The 23,031-nt window shown below is 71.3% G+C and carries 22 protein-coding genes and 1 tRNA gene; 13 read left to right on the top strand and 10 right to left on the bottom strand.

Translation table 11 applies throughout. The features are described 5' to 3' along the window. Positions 1 to 91 precede the first annotated feature (91 nt). Positions 92 to 1,306 (top strand): SUKH-4 family immunity protein, encoded by a 1,215-nt coding sequence (locus PGH47_RS16745; protein ID WP_271664108.1) that lies wholly within the window; start codon positions 92 to 94, stop codon positions 1,304 to 1,306. 87 nt (positions 1,307 to 1,393) lie between these two features. Here PGH47_RS16745 and PGH47_RS16740 read toward each other — a convergent pair whose 3' ends face one another. After that, the gene (locus PGH47_RS16740; RefSeq protein ID WP_271664107.1) at positions 1,394 to 2,635 is read right to left on the bottom strand and encodes a hypothetical protein; all 1,242 of its coding nucleotides are present in this window, start codon (positions 2,633 to 2,635) and stop codon (positions 1,394 to 1,396) included. Positions 2,636 to 2,799: 164 nt separating this feature from the next. Further along, positions 2,800 to 2,874, bottom strand: a tRNA-Cys gene (locus PGH47_RS16735). 267 nt (positions 2,875 to 3,141) lie between these two features. Between PGH47_RS16735 and PGH47_RS16730 the strand changes: the two genes are divergently transcribed. The 9 genes from PGH47_RS16730 (at position 3,142) to PGH47_RS16690 (ending at position 12,577) form a co-directional block, all read left to right on the top strand. After that, positions 3,142 to 4,596, top strand: coding sequence for an MFS transporter (locus PGH47_RS16730; RefSeq protein ID WP_271664106.1), 1,455 nt, complete (start codon positions 3,142 to 3,144; stop codon positions 4,594 to 4,596). A gap of 103 nt (positions 4,597 to 4,699) precedes the next feature. Then, positions 4,700 to 4,900, top strand: coding sequence for a hypothetical protein (locus PGH47_RS16725; RefSeq protein WP_271664105.1), 201 nt, complete (start codon positions 4,700 to 4,702; stop codon positions 4,898 to 4,900). Next, positions 4,897 to 5,271 carry a type II toxin-antitoxin system death-on-curing family toxin gene (locus tag PGH47_RS16720; protein ID WP_271664104.1) on the top strand — a complete coding sequence of 125 codons (375 nt, stop codon included), beginning with the start codon at positions 4,897 to 4,899 and terminating at the stop codon, positions 5,269 to 5,271. The genes PGH47_RS16725 and PGH47_RS16720 overlap by 4 nt, the downstream gene beginning before the upstream one ends. A gap of 116 nt (positions 5,272 to 5,387) precedes the next feature. Further along, positions 5,388 to 7,181, top strand: coding sequence for a DEAD/DEAH box helicase (locus tag PGH47_RS16715; RefSeq protein WP_126902752.1), 1,794 nt, complete (start codon positions 5,388 to 5,390; stop codon positions 7,179 to 7,181). 291 nt (positions 7,182 to 7,472) lie between these two features. Beyond that, positions 7,473 to 8,114, top strand: a complete 642-nt coding sequence (locus PGH47_RS16710) for an IclR family transcriptional regulator (RefSeq protein ID WP_030955484.1) — start codon at positions 7,473 to 7,475, stop codon at positions 8,112 to 8,114. Between the two features lie 246 nt (positions 8,115 to 8,360). Further along, positions 8,361 to 9,134 carry a chorismate synthase gene (locus PGH47_RS16705; RefSeq protein WP_271664103.1) on the top strand — a complete coding sequence of 258 codons (774 nt, stop codon included), beginning with the start codon at positions 8,361 to 8,363 and terminating at the stop codon, positions 9,132 to 9,134. Further along, entirely contained in the window at positions 9,131 to 10,240 is a 1,110-nt protein-coding gene (gene menC / locus PGH47_RS16700; protein WP_271664102.1) for an o-succinylbenzoate synthase, read from the top strand. Before PGH47_RS16705 ends, menC begins: the two co-directional genes overlap by 4 nt. An 88-nt stretch (positions 10,241 to 10,328) precedes the next feature. Continuing rightward, on the top strand, positions 10,329 to 11,120 hold the full coding sequence (locus PGH47_RS16695) for a S16 family serine protease (protein WP_271664101.1): 792 nt from the start codon (positions 10,329 to 10,331) through the stop codon (positions 11,118 to 11,120). Between the two features lie 56 nt (positions 11,121 to 11,176). Further along, positions 11,177 to 12,577: a hypothetical protein gene (locus PGH47_RS16690; protein ID WP_271664100.1), complete on the top strand. Its 1,401-nt coding sequence runs from the start codon at positions 11,177 to 11,179 to the stop codon at positions 12,575 to 12,577. A gap of 8 nt (positions 12,578 to 12,585) precedes the next feature. Here the strand turns inward: PGH47_RS16690 and PGH47_RS16685 are convergent, their stop codons facing one another. The 7 genes from PGH47_RS16685 to PGH47_RS16655 form a co-directional block, all read right to left on the bottom strand. Beyond that, positions 12,586 to 12,777 carry a hypothetical protein gene (locus PGH47_RS16685; protein WP_271664099.1) on the bottom strand — a complete coding sequence of 64 codons (192 nt, stop codon included), beginning with the start codon at positions 12,775 to 12,777 and terminating at the stop codon, positions 12,586 to 12,588. Between the two features lie 14 nt (positions 12,778 to 12,791). Continuing rightward, entirely contained in the window at positions 12,792 to 13,376 is a 585-nt protein-coding gene (locus tag PGH47_RS16680) for an ArsR/SmtB family transcription factor (RefSeq protein WP_271664098.1), read from the bottom strand. A gap of 95 nt (positions 13,377 to 13,471) precedes the next feature. Next, positions 13,472 to 14,353: a glycine betaine ABC transporter substrate-binding protein gene (locus tag PGH47_RS16675; RefSeq protein ID WP_376052915.1), complete on the bottom strand. Its 882-nt coding sequence runs from the start codon at positions 14,351 to 14,353 to the stop codon at positions 13,472 to 13,474. 74 nt (positions 14,354 to 14,427) lie between these two features. Then, the gene (locus PGH47_RS16670; protein WP_333938046.1) at positions 14,428 to 15,450 is read right to left on the bottom strand and encodes an ABC transporter permease; all 1,023 of its coding nucleotides are present in this window, start codon (positions 15,448 to 15,450) and stop codon (positions 14,428 to 14,430) included. Then, the gene (locus PGH47_RS16665) at positions 15,447 to 16,697 is read right to left on the bottom strand and encodes a betaine/proline/choline family ABC transporter ATP-binding protein (protein ID WP_271664096.1); all 1,251 of its coding nucleotides are present in this window, start codon (positions 16,695 to 16,697) and stop codon (positions 15,447 to 15,449) included. Before PGH47_RS16665 ends, PGH47_RS16670 begins: the two co-directional genes overlap by 4 nt. Next, positions 16,690 to 17,337: an ABC transporter permease gene (locus tag PGH47_RS16660; protein WP_030950710.1), complete on the bottom strand. Its 648-nt coding sequence runs from the start codon at positions 17,335 to 17,337 to the stop codon at positions 16,690 to 16,692. The genes PGH47_RS16665 and PGH47_RS16660 overlap by 8 nt, the downstream gene beginning before the upstream one ends. Positions 17,338 to 17,363: 26 nt before the next feature. Further along, a complete protein-coding gene (locus PGH47_RS16655; RefSeq protein WP_271664095.1) occupies positions 17,364 to 17,843 on the bottom strand; it encodes an Lrp/AsnC family transcriptional regulator in 480 nt (159 codons plus the stop codon). Positions 17,844 to 17,971: 128 nt separating this feature from the next. On the opposite strand from PGH47_RS16655, the gene hppD reads away from it, so the two are divergent. Continuing rightward, the gene (hppD, locus tag PGH47_RS16650) at positions 17,972 to 19,117 is read left to right on the top strand and encodes a 4-hydroxyphenylpyruvate dioxygenase (protein ID WP_271664094.1); all 1,146 of its coding nucleotides are present in this window, start codon (positions 17,972 to 17,974) and stop codon (positions 19,115 to 19,117) included. Between the two features lie 69 nt (positions 19,118 to 19,186). After that, a complete protein-coding gene (locus PGH47_RS16645) occupies positions 19,187 to 20,059 on the top strand; it encodes a phage baseplate protein (protein ID WP_271664093.1) in 873 nt (290 codons plus the stop codon). A 10-nt stretch (positions 20,060 to 20,069) separates the two neighbouring features. Here PGH47_RS16645 and PGH47_RS16640 read toward each other — a convergent pair whose 3' ends face one another. Continuing rightward, entirely contained in the window at positions 20,070 to 21,521 is a 1,452-nt protein-coding gene (locus PGH47_RS16640; protein ID WP_271664092.1) for a tetratricopeptide repeat protein, read from the bottom strand. A 103-nt stretch (positions 21,522 to 21,624) separates the two neighbouring features. Between PGH47_RS16640 and PGH47_RS16635 the strand changes: the two genes are divergently transcribed. After that, positions 21,625 to 23,031, top strand: a complete 1,407-nt coding sequence (locus PGH47_RS16635) for an FAD-binding oxidoreductase (RefSeq protein ID WP_271664091.1) — start codon at positions 21,625 to 21,627, stop codon at positions 23,029 to 23,031.

Below are 23,031 nucleotides of genomic sequence, written 5' to 3'. Positions count from 1 at the left end.
TCTGGGCAGTGGGGACGGCGGCCGGGTCCGACGGGCCGGTCGGCAGGCCGTGTCGTGCCCGGGGTGGCGAGAAAGCGCATGCGGGGGAGCCATGAGCACGACGACCACGACTCACGTCGCCGACACGGCGATCGTCCTGACCGAGGCCGAGCTGGATCCGTACGTCACGCACGCGTCGACGCGACGCTGGCTGACCGGGCCCGGACTGCCCGGCGACAGCGGTGTGCTGACCTTCGCCGAGCTCGGCCGTGACGGTCTGCGGACGGTCGCGGACTCGACGGGCGACCCCGAGGACCGGCTGGCGGCCGGGCTCAGGGACCAGCTGGTGATAGGAGGGCTGCTCGGCCCCGGCGGCCTGGAGACGGAGTCCGTCCTGCTGGACGGCATCACGGGGGAGATCTCGACGACGCACTTCCTGCACGACCGCCCGGATCTGATGGACCGTCGCCCCCTGGCGCCGTCCCTGCGGACCCTGGTGCGCTTCGCCGAGGCCACGGACGAACTGGCGGGCCTGCGCGGCCAGTTCGCCTCCTATGTGGGCCGATACGGCCCCAAGGCGGTGGCGGAGGCCTCCCGGCATCTGCTGGCGGTGTTCGAGGAGGGCACGGGCGGCGAGCCCGCGCCGTTCTGGAGGATGGCCGCCCTGATCCGGCCGTTGGCGCTCGTCGCCGGCCGGGCCGGGGTCTCGGGGCTCGCCCTGGACCTGCCGGCGCGGCTGCTGGACGAGGAGTTCGGCCGGCGCCAGGTGGTGCGCTTCGAGGACGTCGACTTCCCCGGCACCCTCACGCACGAGCCGACGCGCCGCTTCCTGCGCGAAGTGGGCCTGCCCGAGGACGCCTTCCTGTTCTCCCTCGACCCGGACGTGTCCCTGCCCACACTGGCCGAGTACTACGCCGACGTGAACCCCGAGGCGGAACTCCCGGCCCGCGCTGATCACTTGATCCGCCTCGGTCATCTCGTGGACGACAACAGCCTGGTCGTCGACGGCGAGTCGGGCGCGGTGCTGAACTGGAGCGAGTCCGAGGCAAGACTGTTCCCGCTGAACACGGATGTCTCGACGCTCGCCTTCACCCTCTGGCTGCTGCACCGCGAGCAGGCGATGGACGCGGAGTCCGGGCACGCGCTCACCAGCGACGCCTACGACCAACTGGCCATGACCATGCTCCAGGTCCTGTCGACGGTCGACCCGACCGGCACCAGGGCGGGCAGAGACGGCCGGCACTACTGGACCGAGGTGTTCCAGGACGAGGCGAGCGGGGTGCTCGAATCGGTCGGCGGGCTGCGCCAGCCGGTACGGACGACGTGACCGCGAACGCCTGACGCCGACATCCGGCCGGGAGCTGCCCGGCCCGATGTCGGCGTCAGGGAAGAGATCCTCAGACCGCCCCGGCGGTCAGGAGGACTTGGCGGCGCTCGCGCGGCGCCGGCGCACGGCCAGGATCAGGCCGCCGCCGAGGGCCGCCGCGGCGGCGGCGGTGCCGGCGATCAGCGGGGTGCCGTCGGAGCCGGTGCTCGCCAGGTTGCCGTCGACGGAGCCGGTGGAGGAGCCGCCCGTGGAGGTGCCGGCCGACGTGGAACCGGTGGAACCGGTGCCGCCGGTGGACTGGCCCTCCGGGTCGTTGCCGTCGCCGCCCGTGGTGGCGCCGCCGTCCGTGGAGCCGCCGTCGGAGGAACCGCCCGAGGTGGCGGGGCCGGGCTCGTAGTCGGTGGGTATGGCGACCCGGATCGGGGCCTTGTCGTTGGCGGGGTTCTTGTCGAACTCCGGGTGGATGTCGTAGACGGAGGTCGCCTTCACCTCGCCGGTCGTGGTCTTGGCGTCCTTGTCGATGTCCAGCATGAACGTGAAGGACAGGGCCTCGCCGACATCGATGGTGTGGTCGTCGGGCCAGCAGACGTACGTGGACTTGCCCGGCGTGCCACCCGGACCGGACGGGCCGTCGATGCCGAACGGCGCGCACTCCTTGGGCACTTCACTGGCGACGGTGTCCTTCGGGATCTTCACCATGAGGGCCGGCTGGTCGTCGCTCTCCTGGTTCTGGATCCAACCCGGGCCGTCGTTGCGGAGCTGTACCGTGATCGACTGCTGGCCGCCCGCGAGAGCCTCGGTGTCCTCGCCGACGGCGACCAGGTCGGCCGAGCTGTCGGCGGTCAGGGTCATCCGACGGTAGCTGTCGTCGTAGCCCTCGCCCGGGGTCTCGCCGGTGGCCGAGGTGCCGTACTCGACGGCCTCCATCAGCGCGCTGTCCAGCGCCTTGAACCGCACGGGCGTCTCGACGGAGGCGCCGGGTTCGACGGTGAGGTCGAGTTCGCACACGGCCTGGCGGACCTGGTCCTGGACGGTCGAGTAGGAGCAGCCCTTCGCCTCCTCGGTGAAGTCGAGGCCGCGGGTGAGCCGGACCCGGAAGGTGACGCCGTCCGCGGCCGCGGTTCCGTTGTTGGTGATGACGACGTTCTCGTCGTACACGTCGCCCGGCTTGGGGGACGTGCTCGGCAGGTTCGAGATCACCAGGGCGGGCGCGGCCTCCTCGGCGTACGCCGAGGGAGCGGCGACCGCGGGAACGGCCGCGGCGATCGCGGCGGCGGCCACGAAGGCCGCCGACGTGCGGAGGTGCGAGGGGCGGATGCGCTGGCGCACGGATGGGTCTCCTAGTCGGAACAGGAAGCACGGCGACCGGAGCTTTGCCGTCCAGTCATGTCCTGGACACCCGGAGGGTGCGGAGGGTTGTGCTCCCGTTTGAGGAGATGAAGAGAAGAGAGTGCGACCAGAGGGAAGAGAGGGAGGCCGTGGCGGGGGAGGGCTGGAGGCCGTGGCGGGAATCGAACCCGCGTAATTCGCTTTGCAGGCGAATCCCTGAGCCACTCGGGCACACGGCCGTGTCGGTGGAGCGGTGCTCCGTTCCGAACTCGGTGAATCGACCGTACGGCCCGCCTCGCAACCGCCTCAAGAGAACCGGGCCCGCTGCAATGCGACTGCCACACCGCGTTCATGAACCTCCGCGAGCCGACGACAGCCCCTTCGTGAACGCCTCGGCCCGATGACGGCCCCGTTCACGAACCCCATTGGTCGTAAGACCAAGGTCCCATCCCCGTGCCGTCTCCCGACAGGGGCCAAAGCCGGTTGTGGACCTTACGCTGGCGTCCATGACTGCCCTCGAGCCGCGTGACGCCGATCTTGCGAAGACATCCGATGTGCCCTCGGTCCCCGAGTCCGAGGAGAGTGTGCTGGGCAGGCCCTACCGGGCGCTCAGTATCGGGATCGTCTCCGTCGTGCTGCTCATCGCCTTCGAGGCCACCGCCGTCGGGACCGCGATGCCGGTCGCGGCGTGGGAGCTGGACGGGGTGTCGCTGTACGCGTTCGCGTTCTCGGGGTACTTCACCACCAGCCTGTTCGGCATGGTGCTCGCGGGCCAGTGGTCGGACCGGCGGGGCCCGCTCGGCGCGCTCACGGCCGGCATCGCCTCCTTCGGAGCCGGGCTGCTGCTGGCCGGGACCGCCGGCGTGATGTGGCTGTTCATCCTCGGGCGGGCCGTGCAGGGCCTCGGCGGGGGACTGGTCATCGTCGCGCTGTACGTCGTCGTCGGCCGGGCCTACCCCGAGCGGCTGCGGCCGGCGATCATGGCGGCGTTCGCGGCGAGCTGGGTCGTGCCGTCGATCGTGGGGCCGCTGGCCTCCGGCGCGGTGACCGAGCATCTGGGCTGGCGCTGGGTGTTCGTCGGTATCCCGGTACTGGTCGTCTTCCCGCTCGCGCTCGCGCTGCCGCAGATACGGCGCCTGGCGGGCGGCCCCGTCGACGGCTCCGGCCGCCCCGCCTCCTTCGACCGCCGCCGCATCCGGCTCGCCCTCGGCATCTCCGTAGGCGCGGGTCTGCTCCAGTACGCCGCCCAGGACCTGCGCTGGCTCTCCCTCGTCCCCGGCGTCGCCGGCGCCGCGCTCCTCGTGCCGGCCGTCCTCGGGCTGCTCCCGCGCGGCACGTACCGGGCGGCGCGCGGGCTGCCTTCCGTGGTGCTGCTGCGCGGGGTGGCCGCGGGGTCGTTCATCGCCGCCGAGTCGTTCGTGCCGCTGATGCTGGTCACCCAGCGGGGGCTGTCACCGACGCTCGCCGGGTTCTCCCTCGCCGCGGGCGGCGGGACCTGGGCGCTGGGCTCCTGGTTGCAGTCCCGGCCGCGGATGGAGCCGTACCGGGAACGGCTGATGACGCTGGGGATGGTGCTGGTGGCGGCGACCATCGCGGCCGCGCCGAGCGTGCTGATCGACTCCGTGCCGGCCTGGACGCTGGCCGTGGTGTGGGCGTTCGGCTGCTTCGGGATGGGCCTGGTGATCTCCTCCACCAGCGTGCTCCTGCTCCACCTCTCCGCCCCCGAGGAGGCCGGCACCAACTCCGCCGCCCTCCAGATCTCCGACGGCCTCTCCAACGTGATCCTGCTCGCCCTGGGCGGCGCCGCCTTCGCCGCCCTCGGCGGAGGCTCCGTGACCCACACGGCTATGGACACCTCCGCCACCACCTCCCACCCGGCCGCGTTCGCCGCGGTGTTCCTGCCGATGGCGGGGGTGGCGCTGGTGGGAGCGTGGGTGACCACACGGTTGCGGGAGCGGTGAGCGGCACGAGGACGGGTGAGGAGCGGTGCGTGGGGACGGGCGGTGCCGGGGTCCCGTCGTAAATCGGTCGTGGGCGGTTGGGCGCGCGGCCTAACCTCCCGCCATGAACGAGCTCGTACTCCACCTCGACCCCGCCGCCCGCCGGGAGCTCGACGACCTCGCGGACGCCACCGGCCGGCTCCCGGAGGACATCGCCCTGGACGCCGTACTGGATCGGCTGGCGTGTGAGTCGTCGACGGCGCGGGGTACGGCGGAGTCGCTCGCCGGCGCCCACGCCGATCTGCTGCGGAGGCTCGGCGAATGACCAGGCACCTCACGGTCGCGGAGGTCACGACGATCGCCCGGATCGCCTTCGGCGGCCGCACCCCGGAGGTGCGCGAGAGCGGGCTGTTGGCGTCCGCCGTGCACCGGCCCCGCGCCCGTATGTTCGGCACGGCGGCCTACGAGGACCTCCACGAGCAGGCGGCCGCGCTGCTGCACGCCATCGCGACGAACCACCCTCTCGTCGACGGGAACAAGCGCACGGCATGGCTGGCCGCAGCGACCTTCCTCGGCGTCAACGGCGTCGACCTGGAGGGCTGCGACCAGGACACCGCGTACGACCTCGTCATCGATGTCGCCTCCGGTGCCGAGAGCGACATCGCAGTGATCGCGGGGCGGCTGCGGCGGTTGTGACGTCGGTCCCACCCGGGCGTGACGCGGCCTCGTCCGCGGCTGGGCACCGTCGGGGCGCCGGTAGGGTGGCCCGGTTGTCATACGTAGCCGAGCCGCCCAACCCCTTTACGGAGACCGTGACTACCACCGCCGCCTCCTCCTCGCACCATCTGTCCCCCGCCTTCCCCGGCCGCGCCCCCTGGGGCACCGCCAGCAAGCTGCGTGCCTGGCAGCAGGGCGCGATGGAGAAGTACATCCAGGAGCAGCCGCGTGACTTCCTCGCGGTCGCCACGCCGGGCGCCGGCAAGACGACCTTCGCCCTCACCCTGGCCTCCTGGCTGCTGCACCACCATGTCGTGCAGCAGGTCACCGTGGTCGCGCCGACCGAGCACCTGAAGAAGCAGTGGGCGGAGGCGGCGGCGCGCATAGGCATCAAGCTCGACCCGGAGTACAGCGCAGGCCCGCTCGGCAAGGACTACCACGGCGTCGCCGTGACCTACGCCGGTGTCGGCGTACGGCCCATGCTGCACCGCAACCGCGTCGAGCAGCGCAAGACCCTCGTCATCCTCGACGAGATCCACCACGCCGGTGACTCCAAGTCCTGGGGCGAGGCCTGTCTTGAGGCGTTCGAACCCGCCACGCGGCGGCTCGCCCTCACCGGTACGCCCTTCCGGTCCGACACCAACCCCATCCCCTTCGTCACTTACGAGGAGGGGAACGACGGGATCCGGCGGTCCGCCGCCGACTACACGTACGGATACGGCAACGCGCTCGCCGACCACGTCGTCCGCCCGGTCATCTTCCTCAGCTACAGCGGCAACATGCGCTGGCGCACCAAGGCCGGCGACGAGATCGCCGCGCGGCTCGGCGAGCCCATGACCAAGGACGCCGTCTCCCAGGCCTGGCGCACCGCCCTCGACCCGCGCGGCGAGTGGATGCCGAGCGTGCTGCGCGCCGCCGACCAGCGGCTGACCGAGGTCAGGAAGGGCATCCCGGACGCCGGCGCCCTCGTCATCGCCTCCGACCAGGACTCCGCGCGCGCCTACGCCAAGCTCATCCGCGAGATCACCGGCAGCAAGGCGACCCTGGTGCTCTCCGACGACGCCGGGGCGTCCAAGCGGATCGACGACTTCAGCGGCAACAACGACCGCTGGATGGTCGCGGTGAGGATGGTGTCGGAGGGCGTCGACGTCCCCCGGCTCGCCGTCGGCGTGTACGCCACCACCATCTCCACACCTCTCTTCTTCGCCCAGGCCGTCGGCCGTTTCGTACGTTCCCGGCGGCGCGGCGAGACCGCCTCCGTGTTCCTCCCCACCGTCCCCGATCTCCTCACCTTCGCCAACGAGATGGAGGTGGAACGGGACCACGCCCTCGACAAGCCGAAGAAGGAGGGCGAGGAGGACCCGTACGCCGAGTCCGAGAAGGAGATGGAGGAGGCGAACAAGGAGCAGGACGAGGACACCGGCGAGCAGGAGCAGTTCTCCTTCGAGGCGCTGGAGTCCGAGGCCGTCTTCGACCGGGTCCTCTACGACGGTGCCGAGTTCGGCATGCAGGCCCACCCGGGGAGCGAGGAGGAGCAGGACTACCTCGGGATCCCGGGGCTGCTGGAGCCCGACCAGGTGCAGATGCTGCTCCAGAAGCGGCAGGCGCGGCAGATCGCGCACAGCCGTAAGAAGCCGGACTCCGAGGCGGATCTGCTGGAGCTGCCCGCCGAGCGGCGGCCCGTCGTCTCGCACAAGGAGATGATGGAGCTGCGCAAGCAGCTCAACACGATGGTCAGTGCGTATGTGCATCAGAGCGGGAAGCCGCACGGGGTGATCCATACCGAGCTGCGACGGGTGTGCGGGGGGCCGCCGAGTGCGGAGGCCACTGCCGGGCAGTTGCGGCAGCGGATCGCCAAGGTCCAGGAGTGGGCCACGCGGATGAAGTAAGCAGTTCAGGGCGCCGCGTGTGCCGTATATATCAGGACGAACGGGCGTGGTCCGTACCGGCCAATGCCCGGATTCTGGACGGAGCCTTCCGCTCAGCGAACCGGCTTCGCTAATGTCCGCCTACGCACACGCCCCGTGGCAGCGCCGCCGCGGAGCGCAGCCGTGAAGCGACGCGGTCCGGAATGCCGGACCGCAGGCCGATCGGCGGCCTCTGAAGCGCGTCACTGACGGGACTCGGTGACGCATCCGCCGCGAGGGGGCTGCCGACCTCACCACTAAGGAGTGGGCGTCGTGACCGCGGAGACCTCTCAGACGCTCGACCGGGGACTGCGCGTCCTCAAACTGCTGGCCGATACGGACCACGGGCTGACCGTCACCGAGCTTTCCAACAAACTGGGCGTGAACCGGACCGTTGTGTACCGGCTCCTGGCCACGCTGGAACAACACGCCCTCGTACGCCGCGACCTGGGCGGCCGCGCCCGGGTCGGACTCGGAGTGCTGCGACTGGGCCGACAAGTGCACCCTCTGGTGCGAGAGGCCGCGCTGCCGGCGCTGCGCTCGCTCGCCGAGGACATCGGGGCGACGGCCCATCTGACGCTGGTGGACGGCACGGAGGCGCTCGCCGTCGCCGTGGTCGAGCCGACCTGGACCGACTACCACGTGGCCTACCGGGCCGGCTTCCGGCACCCGCTGGACCGCGGTGCCGCGGGCCGGGCCATACTCTCCGCCCGGCAGCAGCCGACGGACGAGCCCGGTTACACGCTCACCCACGGCGAGCTGGAGGCAGGGGCGAGCGGGGCCGCCGCGCCGCTGCTCGGGGTGACCGGGGTCGAGGGCAGCGTGGGCGTGGTGATGCTGGCCGACTCGGTGCCGGAGCGGGTGGGACCGCGCGTCGTGGACGCTGCCAAGGAGGTGGCCGAGGCCCTGCGCTGACGGCGAGGGCCGTGATGGGTACTGGCGGGGCCGGGCCGCTGACGTCGAGGGGCCGTGATGGGTGCTGGCAGAGCCGTCCGTTGATGGCAGCGGCCGTGATGGGTGGTGGCAGGGCCGGGCCGCTGAATGGGTGCCGGCAAGGCCGGGCCGATGACCGCAGGTCCGTGACGGGTGGTGGTCGGGCCGTGCGCACGGTGGTGCGTATGCGCTCTAGGCAGGGCTCGTGCCACCTCCGACACTCGACCCATGACCTCACTCAGCATCCGCACGGTTCACGACGTCGCCGGGTTCGCCGCGGTCGCCGACTACTTCAGCGACGTATGGCAGACACCCCGTACCGCACCGCCCTTACTGCCCGAGACGCTGCACAGCATCGCCCACGCGGGCGGGGCCGTGCACGCCGCGTTCGAGGGTGAGCGGCTCGCCGGTGCCTGTGTCGCCGTGTTCGGGCCGCCGCTGACGAGAGAGGTGTACTCCGTGCTGGCCGCCGCCGAGCGGGGGCTCGGGGTGCCGCTCAAGGAGGCGCAGCGGGCGTGGGCGGTGGAACTGGGGGCGCGCACCATGCGCTGGACCTTCGATCCGCTGGTCGGGCGCAACGCGCGCTTCAACTTCGTCAAGCTGGGCGCCGAGGGCACCGAGTACCTCGTCGACTTCTACGGCCCCATGGCGGACGGCCTGAACGACGGCGACGAGACCGACCGGCTGGCGGTGACCTGGGACCTGATCGAGCCGGGCCGGCACGAAGGTGTCGCGGGCCCCGCCGAGCGCGAGGTCGCGCCCACCACCCACGCCGCCCCCGACGGCGGCCCACTCGCCCGCCGCGACCTCTCCGACCGGCACGTCTGGTGCCGGGTGCCGGACGACGTCGTGGCGCTGCGGGCCGCCGATCCGCAGCTGGCGCTGCGCTGGCGGCGGGCCGTACGGGACGTCTTCACGAAGGCGTTCGCGGACGGTTTCCTCGCAACGGGTATGTCTCGGGACGGCTGGTACACGCTCACCCGCCGGGAGGCCGCTTCGTGAAGCTCGAACGCGTCGAGATCGTCCATGTGGCGATTCCGCTGGTCAGCCCCTTCCGTACGTCCTTCGGCACGATGACGACGAAGGACACCTTCCTGCTGCACGTCGTCACCGACACCGCCGAGGGCTGGTCGGAGTTCGCGGCCGACCCGGAGCCGGGGTACTGCTCGGAGTTCGTGGCCGGCGCGGAGATCGTGCTGCGGGACTTCCTGCTGCCGCGCGTCGCCGCGCTCCCCGTGCTCGCCGCGGCCCACCTCGGGCCGGTGACGTCGGGCGTCAAGGGGCACGAGCTGGCGAAGGCGGCGCTGGAGACGGCGGTGCTGGACGCGGAGCTGCGGTCGTACGGGATGTCGCTGGCCACGTATCTCGGGGCGGTGCGGGAGCGGGTGCCGGCCGGGGTGTCGGTCGGGATCCAGCAGACGATCGCCGAGCTGCTGGACGCCGTGGAGGGCTACCTCGCCGAGGGATATGTGCGGATCAAGCTGAAGATCGAGCCGGGGTGGGATCTCGAACCGGTACGGGCGGTGCGGGACCGCTTCGGGTGGGACCTGCCGCTCCAGGTCGACGCCAACACGGCGTACACGCTCGCGGACGCCGAGCATCTGCGACGGCTGGACGAGTTCGGGCTGCTGCTGATCGAGGAGCCGCTGGACGAGAACAACCTGTACGCCCATGCCCGCCTCCAGCAGCGCATCAAGACGCCCGTCTGTCTGGACGAGTCCCTGCACAACGCCCGCGACACCGCGTCCGCCATCGCGATGGACGCTTGCCGGGTGGTCAACGTCAAGCCCGCGCGGGTCGGGGGATACCTGGAGGCGCGGCGGGTGCACGACGTGGCGCACGCGCACGGGGTGCCGGTGTGGTGCGGCGGCATGCTGGAGACGGGGATCGGCCGCGCGCCGAACCTGGCGCTGGCCGCCCTGCCCGGATTCACGCTGCCCGGGGACACCTCCGCGTCCAGCCGCTACTTCGCCGAGGACATCACCGAGCCGTTCGTGCTGGTGGACGGCCATCTGCCGGTGCCGCGGACGCCGGGCATCGGGGTGCGGCCGCTGCCGGAGGCACTGCGGCGCTTCACCCGGGAGCGGCGAGACCTGTACGTGACCTGACCAGCCCTGGTCCGTGACCTCGGTGGGGCAGCCTGGGCAGCTCCGACCTGCGCCTGGCCGGAAGCCGCCGTCACGTTAGATTGATCCCGTGTTCTCTCGTCTCACGCGCCCCCGGGCCATCGCCCTCTGCGCTCTCCCGGTCGTGGCCCTGCTCGCCACGGCGGCCTTCGCGCCACTGCCGTTCTCGCTGACGCAGCCCGGCCTGACGGCGGACGTGCTGGGCGAGAACAAGGGCGAGCAGGTGATCACGATCTCCGGTGCGCCGACCCGGGACACCACCGGCGAGCTGCGCATGACGACGATCGAGGCGACCTCGCCCGACACGGACGTCTCGCTCGGCGATGTGGTCGACGCGTGGTTCAGCACGGACAAGGCGGTCATGCCGCGTGACTCGGTCTATCCGAGCGGGCGCAGCACGCGTGAGATCGAGCAGTTCAACACCGAGCAGATGCGGGAGTCGCAGGGCGACGCGACCGAGGCCGCGCTGAACTACCTCGACCTGAACGACAAGGACGTCAAGGTCACCTTGAAGCTCGCGGACGTGGGCGGCCCCAGCGCCGGTCTCCTCTTCTCCCTCGGCATCATCGACAAGCTCAACGGCGACGGCACGGGCGGTGACCTCACCGGCGGCCGCACCATCGCCGGCACCGGCACGATCGACCCCGCGGGCAAGGTCGGCGCGGTGGGCGGCGTCTCCCTGAAGACCCAGGCCGCCAGCCGCGACGGCGCCACGGTCTTCCTGGTCCCCAAGGCCGAATGCGGCGACGCAAAGGCAGAACTCCCCAAGGGCCTGCGCCTGGTCCCGGTCACCACCCTGAAGGGCGCGGTGAACGCACTGACGGCCCTGGAATCGGGGAAGGGCTCCGTGCCGAGCTGCTGAGGCACGATGCCCGCCCCGCGACACGGCCCGGCCCGGCCACAACCAGAACAGGTGCCATGACGAACCGCGGAATCCGCATGCTCGGCCCGGCCGTGCTCCTTGGCAGGGTGGTGGCGTGGACCGCATGCCTCCTCCTCACGCTGCTCCTCGCGAGCTGGCTCTTCCTGGCGAAGTCCGCCCTGCGCGACGCTCTGGTCCTGGGCTGCGCGCTCGTACTGGCCGCCCTCGCCGCGTCGGCTTGGGTGTTGCGACGCTCGTCGGGCAACCCGGACGCCACGTCGGTCCGCCGGGCCCTCGCCGACCGCGCGTCGACCGCCGGGGAGCGTGAACCCGGGGTGCTGCCCGCGAGGTTGGGCAGCGCCGCTGCTCTGGCGAACGGACGACTCCTGTCCTTCTACGGCGGAGTCATGGCGCTGGTCCTCCCGCTGGCCCTCGGAGTGGGTGCTCCCACGCCGACGGGCAGGGCGGCGGAGATCGCCGCCGAGGGCGCGGTCGTACGGGCGTTGCCGGTCGAGTCGGTCCGGGACGTCGTCAAGGACCCACACCGGAACGGCAGTACGTACCACTGCACGGTGACCGTGACTCTGCCCTCGCCGGACGGAGCCGGAAGCGGGCGGCGGGTCGACTTCCGCTCGGAGTGGCCCGACCCCGCGGAGGTCGGACAGAAGGCCTACGTCGCCTACGCCCCCGGCCGGCCCGAGCTGGGAGCCGTGGGCGGCGACGACAGGGCTGAGGTCGACCGCTGGCTCTCCGGCCGTGCCCTGAACGACTGGTGGACCTGGATTCTGGGACTGGGATGGCTGTCCCTCGTCGGCGCCCTCTTCGTCGCCCATCTGACGAACCACAGGGACCAGCGATTTCCGCGGCGGCTGCGTGGTGACGAGCGGGTGCTGCGGGCGACCGTCGCCGGGTACGACGGCCGTGGCGCGGGGAAAGTGCGCCTAGCCCTGGACACTCCCAAGGGGCCCGTGCAGCTGCATGTCCATGCGGACAGCGCCCGGTACTTCGACACGGTCGGCGGTGCGCGGGGCCATCTCGTCTGGGCGCCCGACCGCAACCGGCACGGCGGCCGGCAGGGGCCGCACCGCACGGGTGCGGTCTTCGTCGGAGACGACGGATGGTTCATCCCGGGAGGACTCGCCCCCGAGTACGAGGAGTCCGCGCGGACGAAGGCCGATCAGCAGGCGTCGGTCGACTCGACGGGCGAGAGCCGACTCCTCGACCTCGACCGCGGCTGGATCCTCAGCGTCCCGAACCGCCTGCTGAACGTCCTCCTCCTCTGGGCCCTCTCCCTCGTCACACTCGCCGTGCCCGTCACCGGGCCCTGGCGCCTGGCCGTCGGCATCGCCGGCGCGGCCGTGCTTCTGGTGTGCGGCGCTCACCTCGTCGTGGGCCGGGAAGCGGAGGCGGAGCGACGGCCGAGTGACGGCCGGGGCGCCGTTCGGTCCACTCTGTGACCGAACGGCTAGGGGGCCACGGCCGGTTGACGCGGCGGGGTGGCCAGTCGCAGGCCCACCTCCACGAGGGTCCAGCCGAGGCGGATACGCAGGTCCCGGTTGGGTCGGGCCGCGTTGGCGAGGCGGTGGGCCTCGGCCTGGGCGTGGAGGTCGGCGGCGCGGGCGTGGTGCAGGGCGAGATGGGTCTCGGGGTGCTGCATCGGGCTTCGGCCTCTCAGTCCGTGCTGATGGGGAAGGTTCGGGTCTGCACGCGCATGGTGCTCGCGTCGGGGGCGTCCGCGACGTCGGGCCGGTCGCGGTAGCTGTCGATCAAGTCGTGCAGCTTGCCGGCGAGTTCGTCCGCCAGCTCCGGGGTCAGCCGGAGCGTCATGCTGCTCATGTCCGCGCTGCGGTTCCACGCCTCCGACCACTCCCCGCGCGTACCGAGCCAGGTCGACAGCTCGCGCGTCTGTGTGGTCGCGACCTCGTGCAGGTAGAGGTCGGCGGCGCCGCGCACATCCGGGTTGGGGTCGCGCAGGAGGGCGTCGTCGAAGCGCAGCCCCTGTACCGCGGCCTTCCACCACCGCTCCCGGCCCTTGCCCCGCTCGGGGTCGTCCTCCACGAAGCCGTGGGCCGCGAGCTGGCGCAGGTGATAGCTGGTGGCCCCGCTGGACTCGCCCAGTTTCTCGGCGAGTTGGGAGGCGGTGGCCGGTCCGCCGAAGCGCAGGGCGTCGAGCAGCTGCATGCGCAGGGGATGGGCGAGTCCGCGCAGGGAGCGGGCGTCGAGGTCGTGAACCTTGGGCGGGTGGGACTCCGTCATGCATGCAAAGGTAGCGTTGCAAAGAATCCTTTGCAACGGGTTCTTTGGAACATGCCGACCTTTAACCCCGACCCCCAACTCACCACCCCACCCCGCTACTTCACGAATCCCTCCTGCTTCATCCAGTCCAGTGCCACCTGATGCGGGTCCTCGCCGTCGACGTCCACCTTCGCGTTCAGGTCCTGGGCGACGGAGTTGTTCAGCTTCTTGGTGATCGGGTCGAGGACGCCCGTGATGGCCGGCCACTTCTTCAGGGTCTTGGTGTTGATCACCGGGGCCGCGTTGTAGTTGGGGAAGAAGTGCTTGTCGTCGTCCATGACCACGAGGTTCATGGACTTGATGCGGCCGTCCGTCGTGAAGACCTCGCCGTAGGTGCATGTCCCCTTGGCGACCTGCGTGTAGATGATGCCGGTGTCCATCTGGGTGATGTTCCCCGTCGGGATGCTCATGCCGTACGCCTTCTGCATCCCCGGCAGCCCGTCCGCCCGGTTGGCGAACTCGACCTCCACGCACAGCGTCACCGCCGAAGGGTCGGACTTCGACAGCTCGGCGACCTCCGAGAGGTCGTTCGTGCCGTACTTCTTGTGGTTGTCCTGGTTCATCGCCAGCGCGTAGGTGTTGTCCAGCGCGGACGGCGGAAGCCAGGTCAGCCCGTTCTTCGCGTCCTCCTTGCGCACCGCCTCCCACTGCGCCTGCGGGTCGGTGATGGGGTCGCTGTGCCCCAGATACGTGATCCAGGCCGTGCCGGTGTACTCGTACCCGGCGTCCGCGTCGCCCTTGCGGACCGCCTCCCGGCTGCCGATGGACCCCTGGATGCCGGTCCGGTCGAGCACGTCCGCGCCCGCCGCCTCGAACGCGATCCCCATGATCGCGCCGAGGATCAGCTGCTCGGTGAACGACTTCGACGTCACCGTCAGCTCGGCGCCCTTCAGCGGCTCGCCCCGGCCGATCGTCCCGGGCCGTACGTCGTCGACCATGGGGGAGCCGCTGGTCAGACCGCACCCGGCGGCCGCCACCAGCAGCCCGGCCGTCCACAGGACCGTCGGCCGCCTCACAGGTCCAGCCCCCGCGGCCGCAGCAGCACTTCCGCCAGCGCCGCCAGCCAGTCCACCAGCAGGGCGAGGCTGACCGTGAGGATCGAGCCGAGGACCAGGACCGGCATGCGCTGGTTGGTGATGCCGGCCGTGATCAGCACACCGAGGCCGCCGCCCCCGCCGAACACCGCCAGGGTCGCCGTACCGACGTTGAGGACCAGGGCGGTGCGGACGCCCGCCAGGATCAGGGGGACGGCGAGGGGGAGTTCAACCCGGGACAGGACCCCCAGCGGGGACATGCCGATGCCTCGCGCCGCCTCCAGCACGGTCGGGTCGTTCGCCTGGAGACCGGCCATCGTGTTGGACAGCACGGGCAGCACGGCGTACGCGATCATGCCGATCAGGGCGGCCCGACGGCCGATGCCCAGCCAGATCACCAGCAGCGCGAGCAGCCCGATCGCCGGGGTCGCCTGGCCCATGTTGGCGAACGCCACCGCCACCGGGGTCGCCTTGCGGAACGCCCGCCGGGTGAGCAGGATCCCCAGCGGGATCGCGATGATCAGCACGAAGAAGGTGGAGATCGCCGTGAGTTCGATGTGCTCCCACAGGGCCTGGGAGACCTGACCGTTCGACAGCGCGTTCTCGGAGACCGCGTCGAGGTCGGCCTGCTGGAACCACAGCCAGGTCGCGAGCAGGATCACCACCAGCATCGCGGGCACGATCGTCAGCTGCTGCCAGCTCAGTTTCCGGAACGGGCGCCGCACGTGCGAGGAGTAGGTGGCCTCGCCGGTCCCCGTGGCCTTGCCGGCGCCCGCGGCTTCGCCGGTCCCCGTGGCTTCGCCGGTCCCCGTGGCCTTGCCGGTCCCCGCGGCCTCGCCGGCCCCCGTGGCCTTGCCGGTCCCCGCGGCCTCGCCGGCCCCCGTGGCCTTGCCGGTCCCCGCGGCCTCGCCGGCCCCCGCGGCTTCGCCGGACCCGGGAACCTCGGGTTCCGAGGACGTCTCCGGCACCCGGGACGTCCTGGGGCCCTCGGGATCGCTCACGCCTTCATCCCCCCTCCCTCGCCCTCCTGCTCGGCGTGCGTGCGCTCCGCCCGCGCTCCCTCCAGCTCGTGCTGGGCCGCCAGCGCCTCCAGCCGGTCGGCCTCCAGCAGTTCGTGCACGGAGTTCATCAGCGTCTCCATGTCGACGACGCCCGTGTACTCACCGCGCCGCCCGGTCACCACGACCCGTCCCGCGTTGTCGGTGAGCACCGCCTCCAGGGCGTCCCGCAGCGTGGCGTCCCGCGTCACCGTGTCGCTCACCAGCGTCCCGGCCCGCGCCAGCGAACCCCGGGCCCGCATCAGGTCGCCGCGCCGGAGCCACTTGTAGGGCCGGCCCCGCTTGTCGAGCAGCAGGATCTCGTTGGTGCCGCTGGAGCGGAGCCGGTTGAAGATCTCCTGGAGGGGGTCGTCGACGGTGACCGTCGGATAGTCGGTGATCTCCACGTCCCGTACCCGGGACAGGTTCAGCCGCTTCAGCGCGGCCCCCGCGCCCACGAAACCGGAGACGAAGTCGTCCGCCGGGTTGGTGAGGATCGCCTCGGGGGTGTCGAACTGGGCGATGTGCGACTGCTCGCGCAGCACGGCGATACGGTCACCGAGCTTGATCGCCTCGTCGAAGTCGTGCGTGACGAAGACAATCGTCTTGTGCAGCTCGTGCTGGAGCCTGATCAGCTCGTCCTGGAGGTGATCACGGGTGATCGGGTCGACCGCGCCGAACGGCTCGTCCATCAGCAGCACCGGCGGATCGGCCGCCAACGCCCGTGCCACGCCCACGCGTTGCTGCTGACCGCCGGACAGCTGCCGCGGATACCGGCCGCGGAACTCCCCTGGGTCCAGTCCGACGAGGTCGAGCAGCTCCTCGACCCGCGAGGCGATCCGTGTCTTCGACCAGCCGATCATCTTCGGGACGAGCGCGATGTTCTGCGCGACCGTCATGTGCGGGAACAGTCCCGCGGACTGGATCGCGTAGCCGACCTTGCGGCGCAGCTTCACCGGGTCGATGTCGGTGACGTCCTCGCCGCCGATGCGGATCCGGCCGCCGGTCGGCTCGATCAACCGGTTGATCATCTTCAGGGTCGTCGACTTCCCGCACCCGGAGGGGCCGACGAGGATGACGACCTCGCCCGCCTTGATCTCCATGTTCACGTTGTCGACGGCCGGCGTCGGATTGCCCGGATACTGCTTCGACAGGCTCTCCAGCTCGATGGCGGCGCCGTGGTGGCCATTGCTGCCGCTGTCCTCAGGCACGGATCCCCCTGGAGATGGTCAGCCGCCCGATCAGGACGTACGCGGCGTCGAACAGCAGCGCCAGGATGATGATCCCGACCGTGCCCGCGAGCACCTGGTTCAGCGCGTTCGCGCTGCCCAGCGAGGCGAGACCGCGGAAGATGACATTGCCGAGGCCGGGGCCCGAGGCGTACGCCGCGATCGCCGCGATGCCCATCAGCATCTGCGTGGCGACCCGGATCCCGGTCAGGATCGGCGGCCAGGCCAGCGGCAGCTCCACCTTCAGCAGCCGGGTGAGCCGGGACATCCCGATGCCCTTGGCCGCGTCCACCAGGGACGGGTCGACCCCGCGCAGCCCGACGATGGAGTTGCGCACGATCGGCAGCAGCCCGTACAGCGTCAGCGCGATCACCGTGGGCGCCACGCCAAGACCCACGATCGGGATGAGCAGACCGATCATGGCCAGCGACGGAATGGTGAGGATGCCCGAGGTGGTCAGCGTGGCGAAGTTGCCGGCCCACTCGCTGCGATAGGTGACGACCCCGATCAGCACCCCGATCACGGTCGCCACCACCATGCACTGCAGGACGGCGCTGGCGTGCTGGAGGGCGTCGGCGAACAGCTGCTGGTGGCGGTTGCCCAGGTACTCCCAGAAGCTCACACGCACTCACCCCACCGGGTCGAGGGCTAGTCGTCGGCCGTGTCCTGTGCCGCCTGCTCCACCAACGGGATGATCCGCAGCGGAACAGGGTTCTCCATCACGATCGCGGTGGAGGCCCGGACGATCCCATCGAAGCCGACAACCCGGTCGATCACACGCTGAAGATCGGCGTTGGAGCGCGCCACGAGCCGGCACATCATGTCCCCGGTCCCGGTGGTGGTGTGCAGCTCCAGCACCTCCGGCACGGTCGCCAAGTGCGCCCGTACGTCCGGCCCTTGCCCCTGGCGGATCTGGAGCGTGGCGAACGCGGTGACCGGATAGCCGAGCGCGGCCGGCTCCACCTGGGGACCGAATCCGCGGATGACTCCGTTCGACTGAAGCCGGTCAAGGCGCGCCTGCACGGTCCCGCGGGCCACCCCCAGCCGCCGGGACATCTCCAGCACCCCGATCCGCGGCTCGCGCGCCAGCAGCACGATGATCCGCCCGTCCAGATGATCGATCGCCACAGCAGCCTCCCTGGTGGGGTGGTCATCCTGTACAGACAGCCCGCAGAAACGGACCCTGCACTGAACATATTGTCCAGTGAAAAACCAAACTATTGCGCACCTTGCCGTATCGGAGTGAGGCTGCGCCTATGACGCAGACCACACACCGCACTCCCGACACCGCCCGGCAGGCCGACCCCTTCCCGGTCAAGGGAATGGACGCGGTCGTCTTCGCCGTGGGCAACGCCAAGCAGGCGGCGCACTACTACTCGACCGCTTTCGGCATGCGTCTCGTGGCCTACTCCGGACCGGAGAACGGCAGCCGCGAGACCGCGAGCTATGTGCTGGAGAACGGCTCCGCCCGGTTCGTCCTCACCTCCGTCATCAAGCCCGCCACCGCCTGGGGCCACTTCCTCGCCCAGCACGTGGCCGAGCACGGCGACGGTGTCGTCGACCTCGCGATCGAGGTCCCGGACGCCCGCGCCGCGTACGCCTACGCGCTGGAACACGGCGCCCGCTCGGTGGCCGAGCCGTACGAGGTGAAGGACGAGCACGGCACGGTCGTGCTGGCCGCCATCGCGACGTACGGCGAGACCCGCCACACCCTGGTCGAGCGCGGCGGCTACGACGGCCCGTACCTGCCCGGCTTCGTGGCGGCGAAGCCGATCGTCGAGCCGCCCGCCCACCGCACCTTCCAGGCCATCGACCACTGCGTCGGCAACGTCGAGCTCGGCCGGATGAACGAGTGGGTCGGCTTCTACAACAAGGTCATGGGCTTCACGAACATGAAGGAGTTCGTGGGCGACGACATCGCGACCGAGTACAGCGCGCTGATGTCGAAGGTCGTGGCCGACGGCACGCTCAAGGTCAAGTTCCCGATCAACGAGCCCGCCATCGCCAAGAAGAAGTCCCAGATCGACGAGTACCTGGAGTTCTACGGCGGCGCCGGCGTCCAGCACATCGCGCTGAACACCAACGACATCGTCGCCACGGTCCGCACCATGCGCGCGGCCGGCGTCCAGTTCCTCGACACCCCGGACTCCTACTACGACACCCTCGGCGAGTGGGTCGGCGACACCCGCGTCCCCGTCGACACCCTGCGCGAGCTGAAGATCCTCGCCGACCGCGACGAGGACGGCTACCTGCTGCAGATCTTCACCAAGCCGGTCCAGGACCGTCCGACCGTCTTCTTCGAGATCATCGAGCGGCACGGTTCGATGGGCTTCGGAAAGGGCAACTTCAAGGCCCTGTTCGAGGCGATCGAGCGGGAGCAGGCCAAGCGCGGGAACCTGTGACGGCCCTCTGAGCTTCTCCAGTCGTGCGGGTGTCACGGGGGGCATCCGCACGACCGGAGGGAGACCTCGGTGGGGGACACGTTGGACCGCTTCGACCTGTCCGTGGCGTCCGAGCGCTGGCTGTGGAAGAAGGACACGCTCAAGGAGCCGACCGTCCTCCAGTCGTTCGCCCTCGACGAGGCGCACAAGCACCTGTACGTCCTGCAGATCGTGTGGGGCGGCTCCGAGGCCGGCGACCTGTGCCTGAACCGCCTCGACCTGCGGGGCAACCGCCTCGGCCACATGTACCTGCGCGGCTTCGGGCACGGCGTCGGCATCGGCGTGCAGCACGCGCCGGACGGCACCGTCTGGATCTGGACCGAGTGCGCCGCGGGCGACAACGGCTACGGCCGCGGCGTCACCCGCTTCCGCTTCTTCCCCGGCGCCACCCGCGAGGTCGCCGACGTCAACGTCCGCTTCCCGATACCGGGTTCCACCGGCAACCAGCCGTCGATCTGCCAGGCCACGGGCCGTATCGCGGTGCGCCACCGGGTCGACGACGTACCGCGCTACCGGATCTACGACCTCGCCGCGTTCGTCGCCGGCGACTACACCAGCCACCTCGCCGACTTCCCGCAGACCGGCACGCACCCCGACCCGACGGTCCCTTTCCAGGGGTTCGCACTGCACGGCGAGCACCTCTACCAGCTCGCCGGCACGCCCTACGACCCGCAGAGCAACCCGCCCGCGGGCCGCGGCGACACCCATGTGTCCTGCCTGCACATCCGCACCGGCGAACCGGTCCAGCGCGAGCGCACCGAGGCCGGTCACTCGCTCTCCTTCCGCGAGCCGGAGGGCCTCGCGGTGCGGCGTACACCGAAGCCGTGGCTGTGCATGGGCTTCGCGTCCGGAGCGGTGGGCGCCCGCGAGTTCTCGGTCTACTACAAGCCGCACCGCCCCTGAAAGCGGGCGCTCACTCCTCCTCGGACTCCTCCTCGGGCTCGGCGTCCATGTCCGGCACGTCCTCCACCGACGGCTCGCCCAGTTCCCGCAGCGCCTGCTCGGCCAGCGGCACCCGGGTCGGCGAGAAGCGGGGGCTGATCCGCAGCGCCTCCTGGAGATGCCGGCGCGCGGCCCCCGGCATCTGAAGCTCCCGCTCGATCATCCCCAGGTGGTACACGTACAGCGCGCTGCGCACCCCGCCCCCGCGGTGGCGGTCGGTCGCCACCCGCGCGAACTTCAGCGCCTCCTCGTCCTCACCGGCCCGGTGCAGCGCCCAGCCCAGCGCGTCGGCCACCGCGATCCCCGGCTGCCGGCGCCACTCGTCCCGCAGCCGTCGCACCGCCGACTCCGGGTCGCCGTGGTCGGCCTCGAAGCGGCCCAGCACCAGCTCGTCGTCCACCCCGCCCTCCGCGCTCCGCGCCACCCGCTCCCGCAGCGAGTCGTACTGCACCCGCGCCGCCTGCTCCAGCCCCAGCGACTCGTACAGCTCGCCCAGCTCAAGTGCGTACTCCGGATCCGGCTGCTTGGCGAAGGCCGCCCGGTAGGCGTTCAGCGCCTCCGTCGTACGGCCCAGCGCCGCCAGCGTCCGCCCCTGCCCGGCGAGCGCCGCCCGCTGGTCGGGGTCGAGCCGCACAGCCTCCCTGAAGTACCGCAGGGCCTCGTCCAGGTCACCGCGTTCGAAGGCGAGCTGCCCGCCCCGCTCCAGATACGCCGCCCGCTCGGCCGGGGCCTCCGCGCCCGCCGCCGCGTCGGACAGGGCGACCGCCGCGTCCTCCCGCCGGCCCCGGTCCCGGTACACGCCGGCCGCCCACGCCAGCACCTCCGGCCCCTTGCGCAGCTCCACCAGCCGGTCCAGCGCCTTGTCGGCCGCCTTGTAGTCACCGAGCCCGGTCTGCGCGTCGATCAGCTGCGGATAGGCCGACCACAGTCTCCGGTCCGCCTTCAGCGCCGCCTCGCTCCAGTTGCGCGCGGCCCGGAAGTCCCGCCGCGCGTTCGCCAGCGCCGCCATGCCGTCCAGCGCCCCGGCGTTCCGCTCGCGCGCCTTCAAGGACCTGCGCAACGCCTGTTCCGCCTTCGGGTAGTTCGCCGGGTCCGAGGTCCGGCGGCCCTGCTCCACATACGCCGCGCCCAGCACCGCCCACGACTCGGCGTCCCCCGGGTGGGCCCGCAAGTGCCGCTCCCGCCCGTCGATCAGCACCGCGAGATCGGGCAGCGCGACGGCCACGCCCGTGGTGACCGCGGCCAGCGCCTGCGCCCCCGGGGCCGGCGGGGGAGTCCCGGCCCCGCCCGACCCCCACGGCAGCAGCGTCAGCAGCCCGCCGAGCACGGCACACCCCGCCACCGAGGCGAGCAGCACCCGCCGCCGGACCCGCGGGAACCCCGGCCGCGTGCCCTGTCCGTTCTCCACGGCGTCGTTCTCCATGGCGCTCACTGTGCGTGAAACGGTGCGTCGGTGCGACGACCACACCCGCCTTACGTCGGCTGCCGTACGCGGGGTTCACACCGATGGCCCCGGGTGTCACGCTGTGATCATGAGCCGTACCGAAGCCGCACCCGACCGCGCCCGGGGTGACCTCACCGAGCGGCTGCTCGCGGGCCTGCCGCCCGAGGCCGTCCTCACCGACCCCGACATCACGGCCTCCTACGCCAACGACATGGCCAGCTTCTGCCCGGCCGGCGCCCCCGCCGTGGTGGTGCTGCCGCGCACCGTCGAAGAGGTCCAGCACGTCATGCGCACCGCCACCGAGCTGCGCGTCCCGGTCGTCCCGCAGGGCGCCCGCACGGGCCTGTCGGGCGGGGCCAACGCCTCCGACGGCTGCATCGTGCTGTCCCTGACCAAGATGGACCGCATCCTGGAGATCAACCCCGTCGACCGCATCGCCGTCGTCGAGCCCGGCGTCATCAACGCCGCCCTCTCCCGCGCGGTGGGCGAACACGGCCTGTACTACCCGCCGGACCCCTCCAGCTGGGAGATGTGCACGATCGGCGGCAACATCGGCACCGCCTCCGGGGGCCTGTGCTGTGTGAAGTACGGGGTGACGGCGGAGTACGTCCTCGGCCTCGACGTCGTCCTGGCCGACGGCCGCCTGATGACCACGGGCCGCCGTACGGCGAAGGGGGTCGCGGGGTACGACATGACGCGCCTGTTCGTCGGCTCCGAGGGCTCGCTCGGCATCGTCGTACGGGCCGTCCTGGCGCTGCGGCCGCAGCCGCCGCAGCAGCTTGTGCTGGCCGCCGAGTTCGCGTCCGCGGCCGCCGCCTGCGACGCGGTGTGCCGGATCATGGCCGGCGGGCACGTGCCGTCACTGCTGGAGATCATGGACCGTACGACGGTCAAGGCCGTCAACGACCTGGCGCACATGGGGCTGCCGGACACCACGGAGGCCCTGCTGCTGGCCGCCTTCGACACCCCGGACCCGGGGCCGGACCTGGCCGCCGTGGGTGCGCTGTGCGAGGCGGCCGGGGCCACGCAGGTGGTGCCGGCGGACGACGTGGCCGAGTCCGAACTGCTCCTCCAGGCGCGGCGGTTGTCCCTGACCGCGCTGGAGGCGGTGCGGGGCGTGACGATGATCGACGACGTGTGCGTGCCCCGCTCGCGGCTCGGCGACCTCATCGAGGGCGTGGAGCGCATCGCGGACAAGCACCAGCTCACGATCGGCGTCGTCGCACACGCGGGGGACGGCAACACGCACCCGACGGTGTGCTTCGACGCGGGCGACGCCGACGAGTCCCGGCGCGCCCGTGAGTCGTTCGACGAGATCATGGCCCTCGGGCTGGAACTCGGCGGCACGATCACGGGCGAGCACGGCGTGGGTGTGCTGAAGAAGGAGTGGCTGGCGCGGGAGATCGGCCCGGTGGGCATCGAGATGCAGCGGGGCATCAAGCAGGTCTTCGACCCCCTGGACATCCTGAACCCGGGCAAACTCTTCTGA

Source organism: Streptomyces sp. HUAS 31 (assembly GCF_028198125.1).
GTDB classification, from domain to species: Bacteria; Actinomycetota; Actinomycetes; order Streptomycetales; family Streptomycetaceae; genus Streptomyces; species Streptomyces chartreusis.
The sequence above is the reverse complement of the archived record's forward strand: the minus strand, read 5'-3'. Positions and strand labels throughout refer to the sequence as shown.

Bases quoted from the DNA above. Each gene is read 5' to 3' on its own strand.
- PGH47_RS16745 (WP_271664108.1), top strand. From the start codon at position 92: ATGAGCACGACGACCACGACTCACGTCGCCGACACGGCGATCGTCCTG.
- PGH47_RS16730 (WP_271664106.1), top strand. From the start codon at position 3,142: ATGACTGCCCTCGAGCCGCGTGACGCCGATCTTGCGAAGACATCCGAT.
- PGH47_RS16725 (WP_271664105.1), top strand. From the start codon at position 4,700: ATGAACGAGCTCGTACTCCACCTCGACCCCGCCGCCCGCCGGGAGCTC.
- PGH47_RS16720 (WP_271664104.1), top strand. From the start codon at position 4,897: ATGACCAGGCACCTCACGGTCGCGGAGGTCACGACGATCGCCCGGATC.
- PGH47_RS16705 (WP_271664103.1), top strand. From the start codon at position 8,361: ATGACCTCACTCAGCATCCGCACGGTTCACGACGTCGCCGGGTTCGCC.
- PGH47_RS16690 (WP_271664100.1), top strand. From the start codon at position 11,177: ATGACGAACCGCGGAATCCGCATGCTCGGCCCGGCCGTGCTCCTTGGC.
- PGH47_RS16685 (WP_271664099.1), bottom strand. From the start codon at position 12,777: ATGCAGCACCCCGAGACCCATCTCGCCCTGCACCACGCCCGCGCCGCC.
- PGH47_RS16680 (WP_271664098.1), bottom strand. From the start codon at position 13,376: ATGACGGAGTCCCACCCGCCCAAGGTTCACGACCTCGACGCCCGCTCC.
- PGH47_RS16675 (WP_376052915.1), bottom strand. From the start codon at position 14,353: ATGGTCGACGACGTACGGCCCGGGACGATCGGCCGGGGCGAGCCGCTG.
- hppD (WP_271664094.1), top strand. From the start codon at position 17,972: ATGACGCAGACCACACACCGCACTCCCGACACCGCCCGGCAGGCCGAC.
- PGH47_RS16640 (WP_271664092.1), bottom strand. From the start codon at position 21,521: ATGGAGAACGACGCCGTGGAGAACGGACAGGGCACGCGGCCGGGGTTC.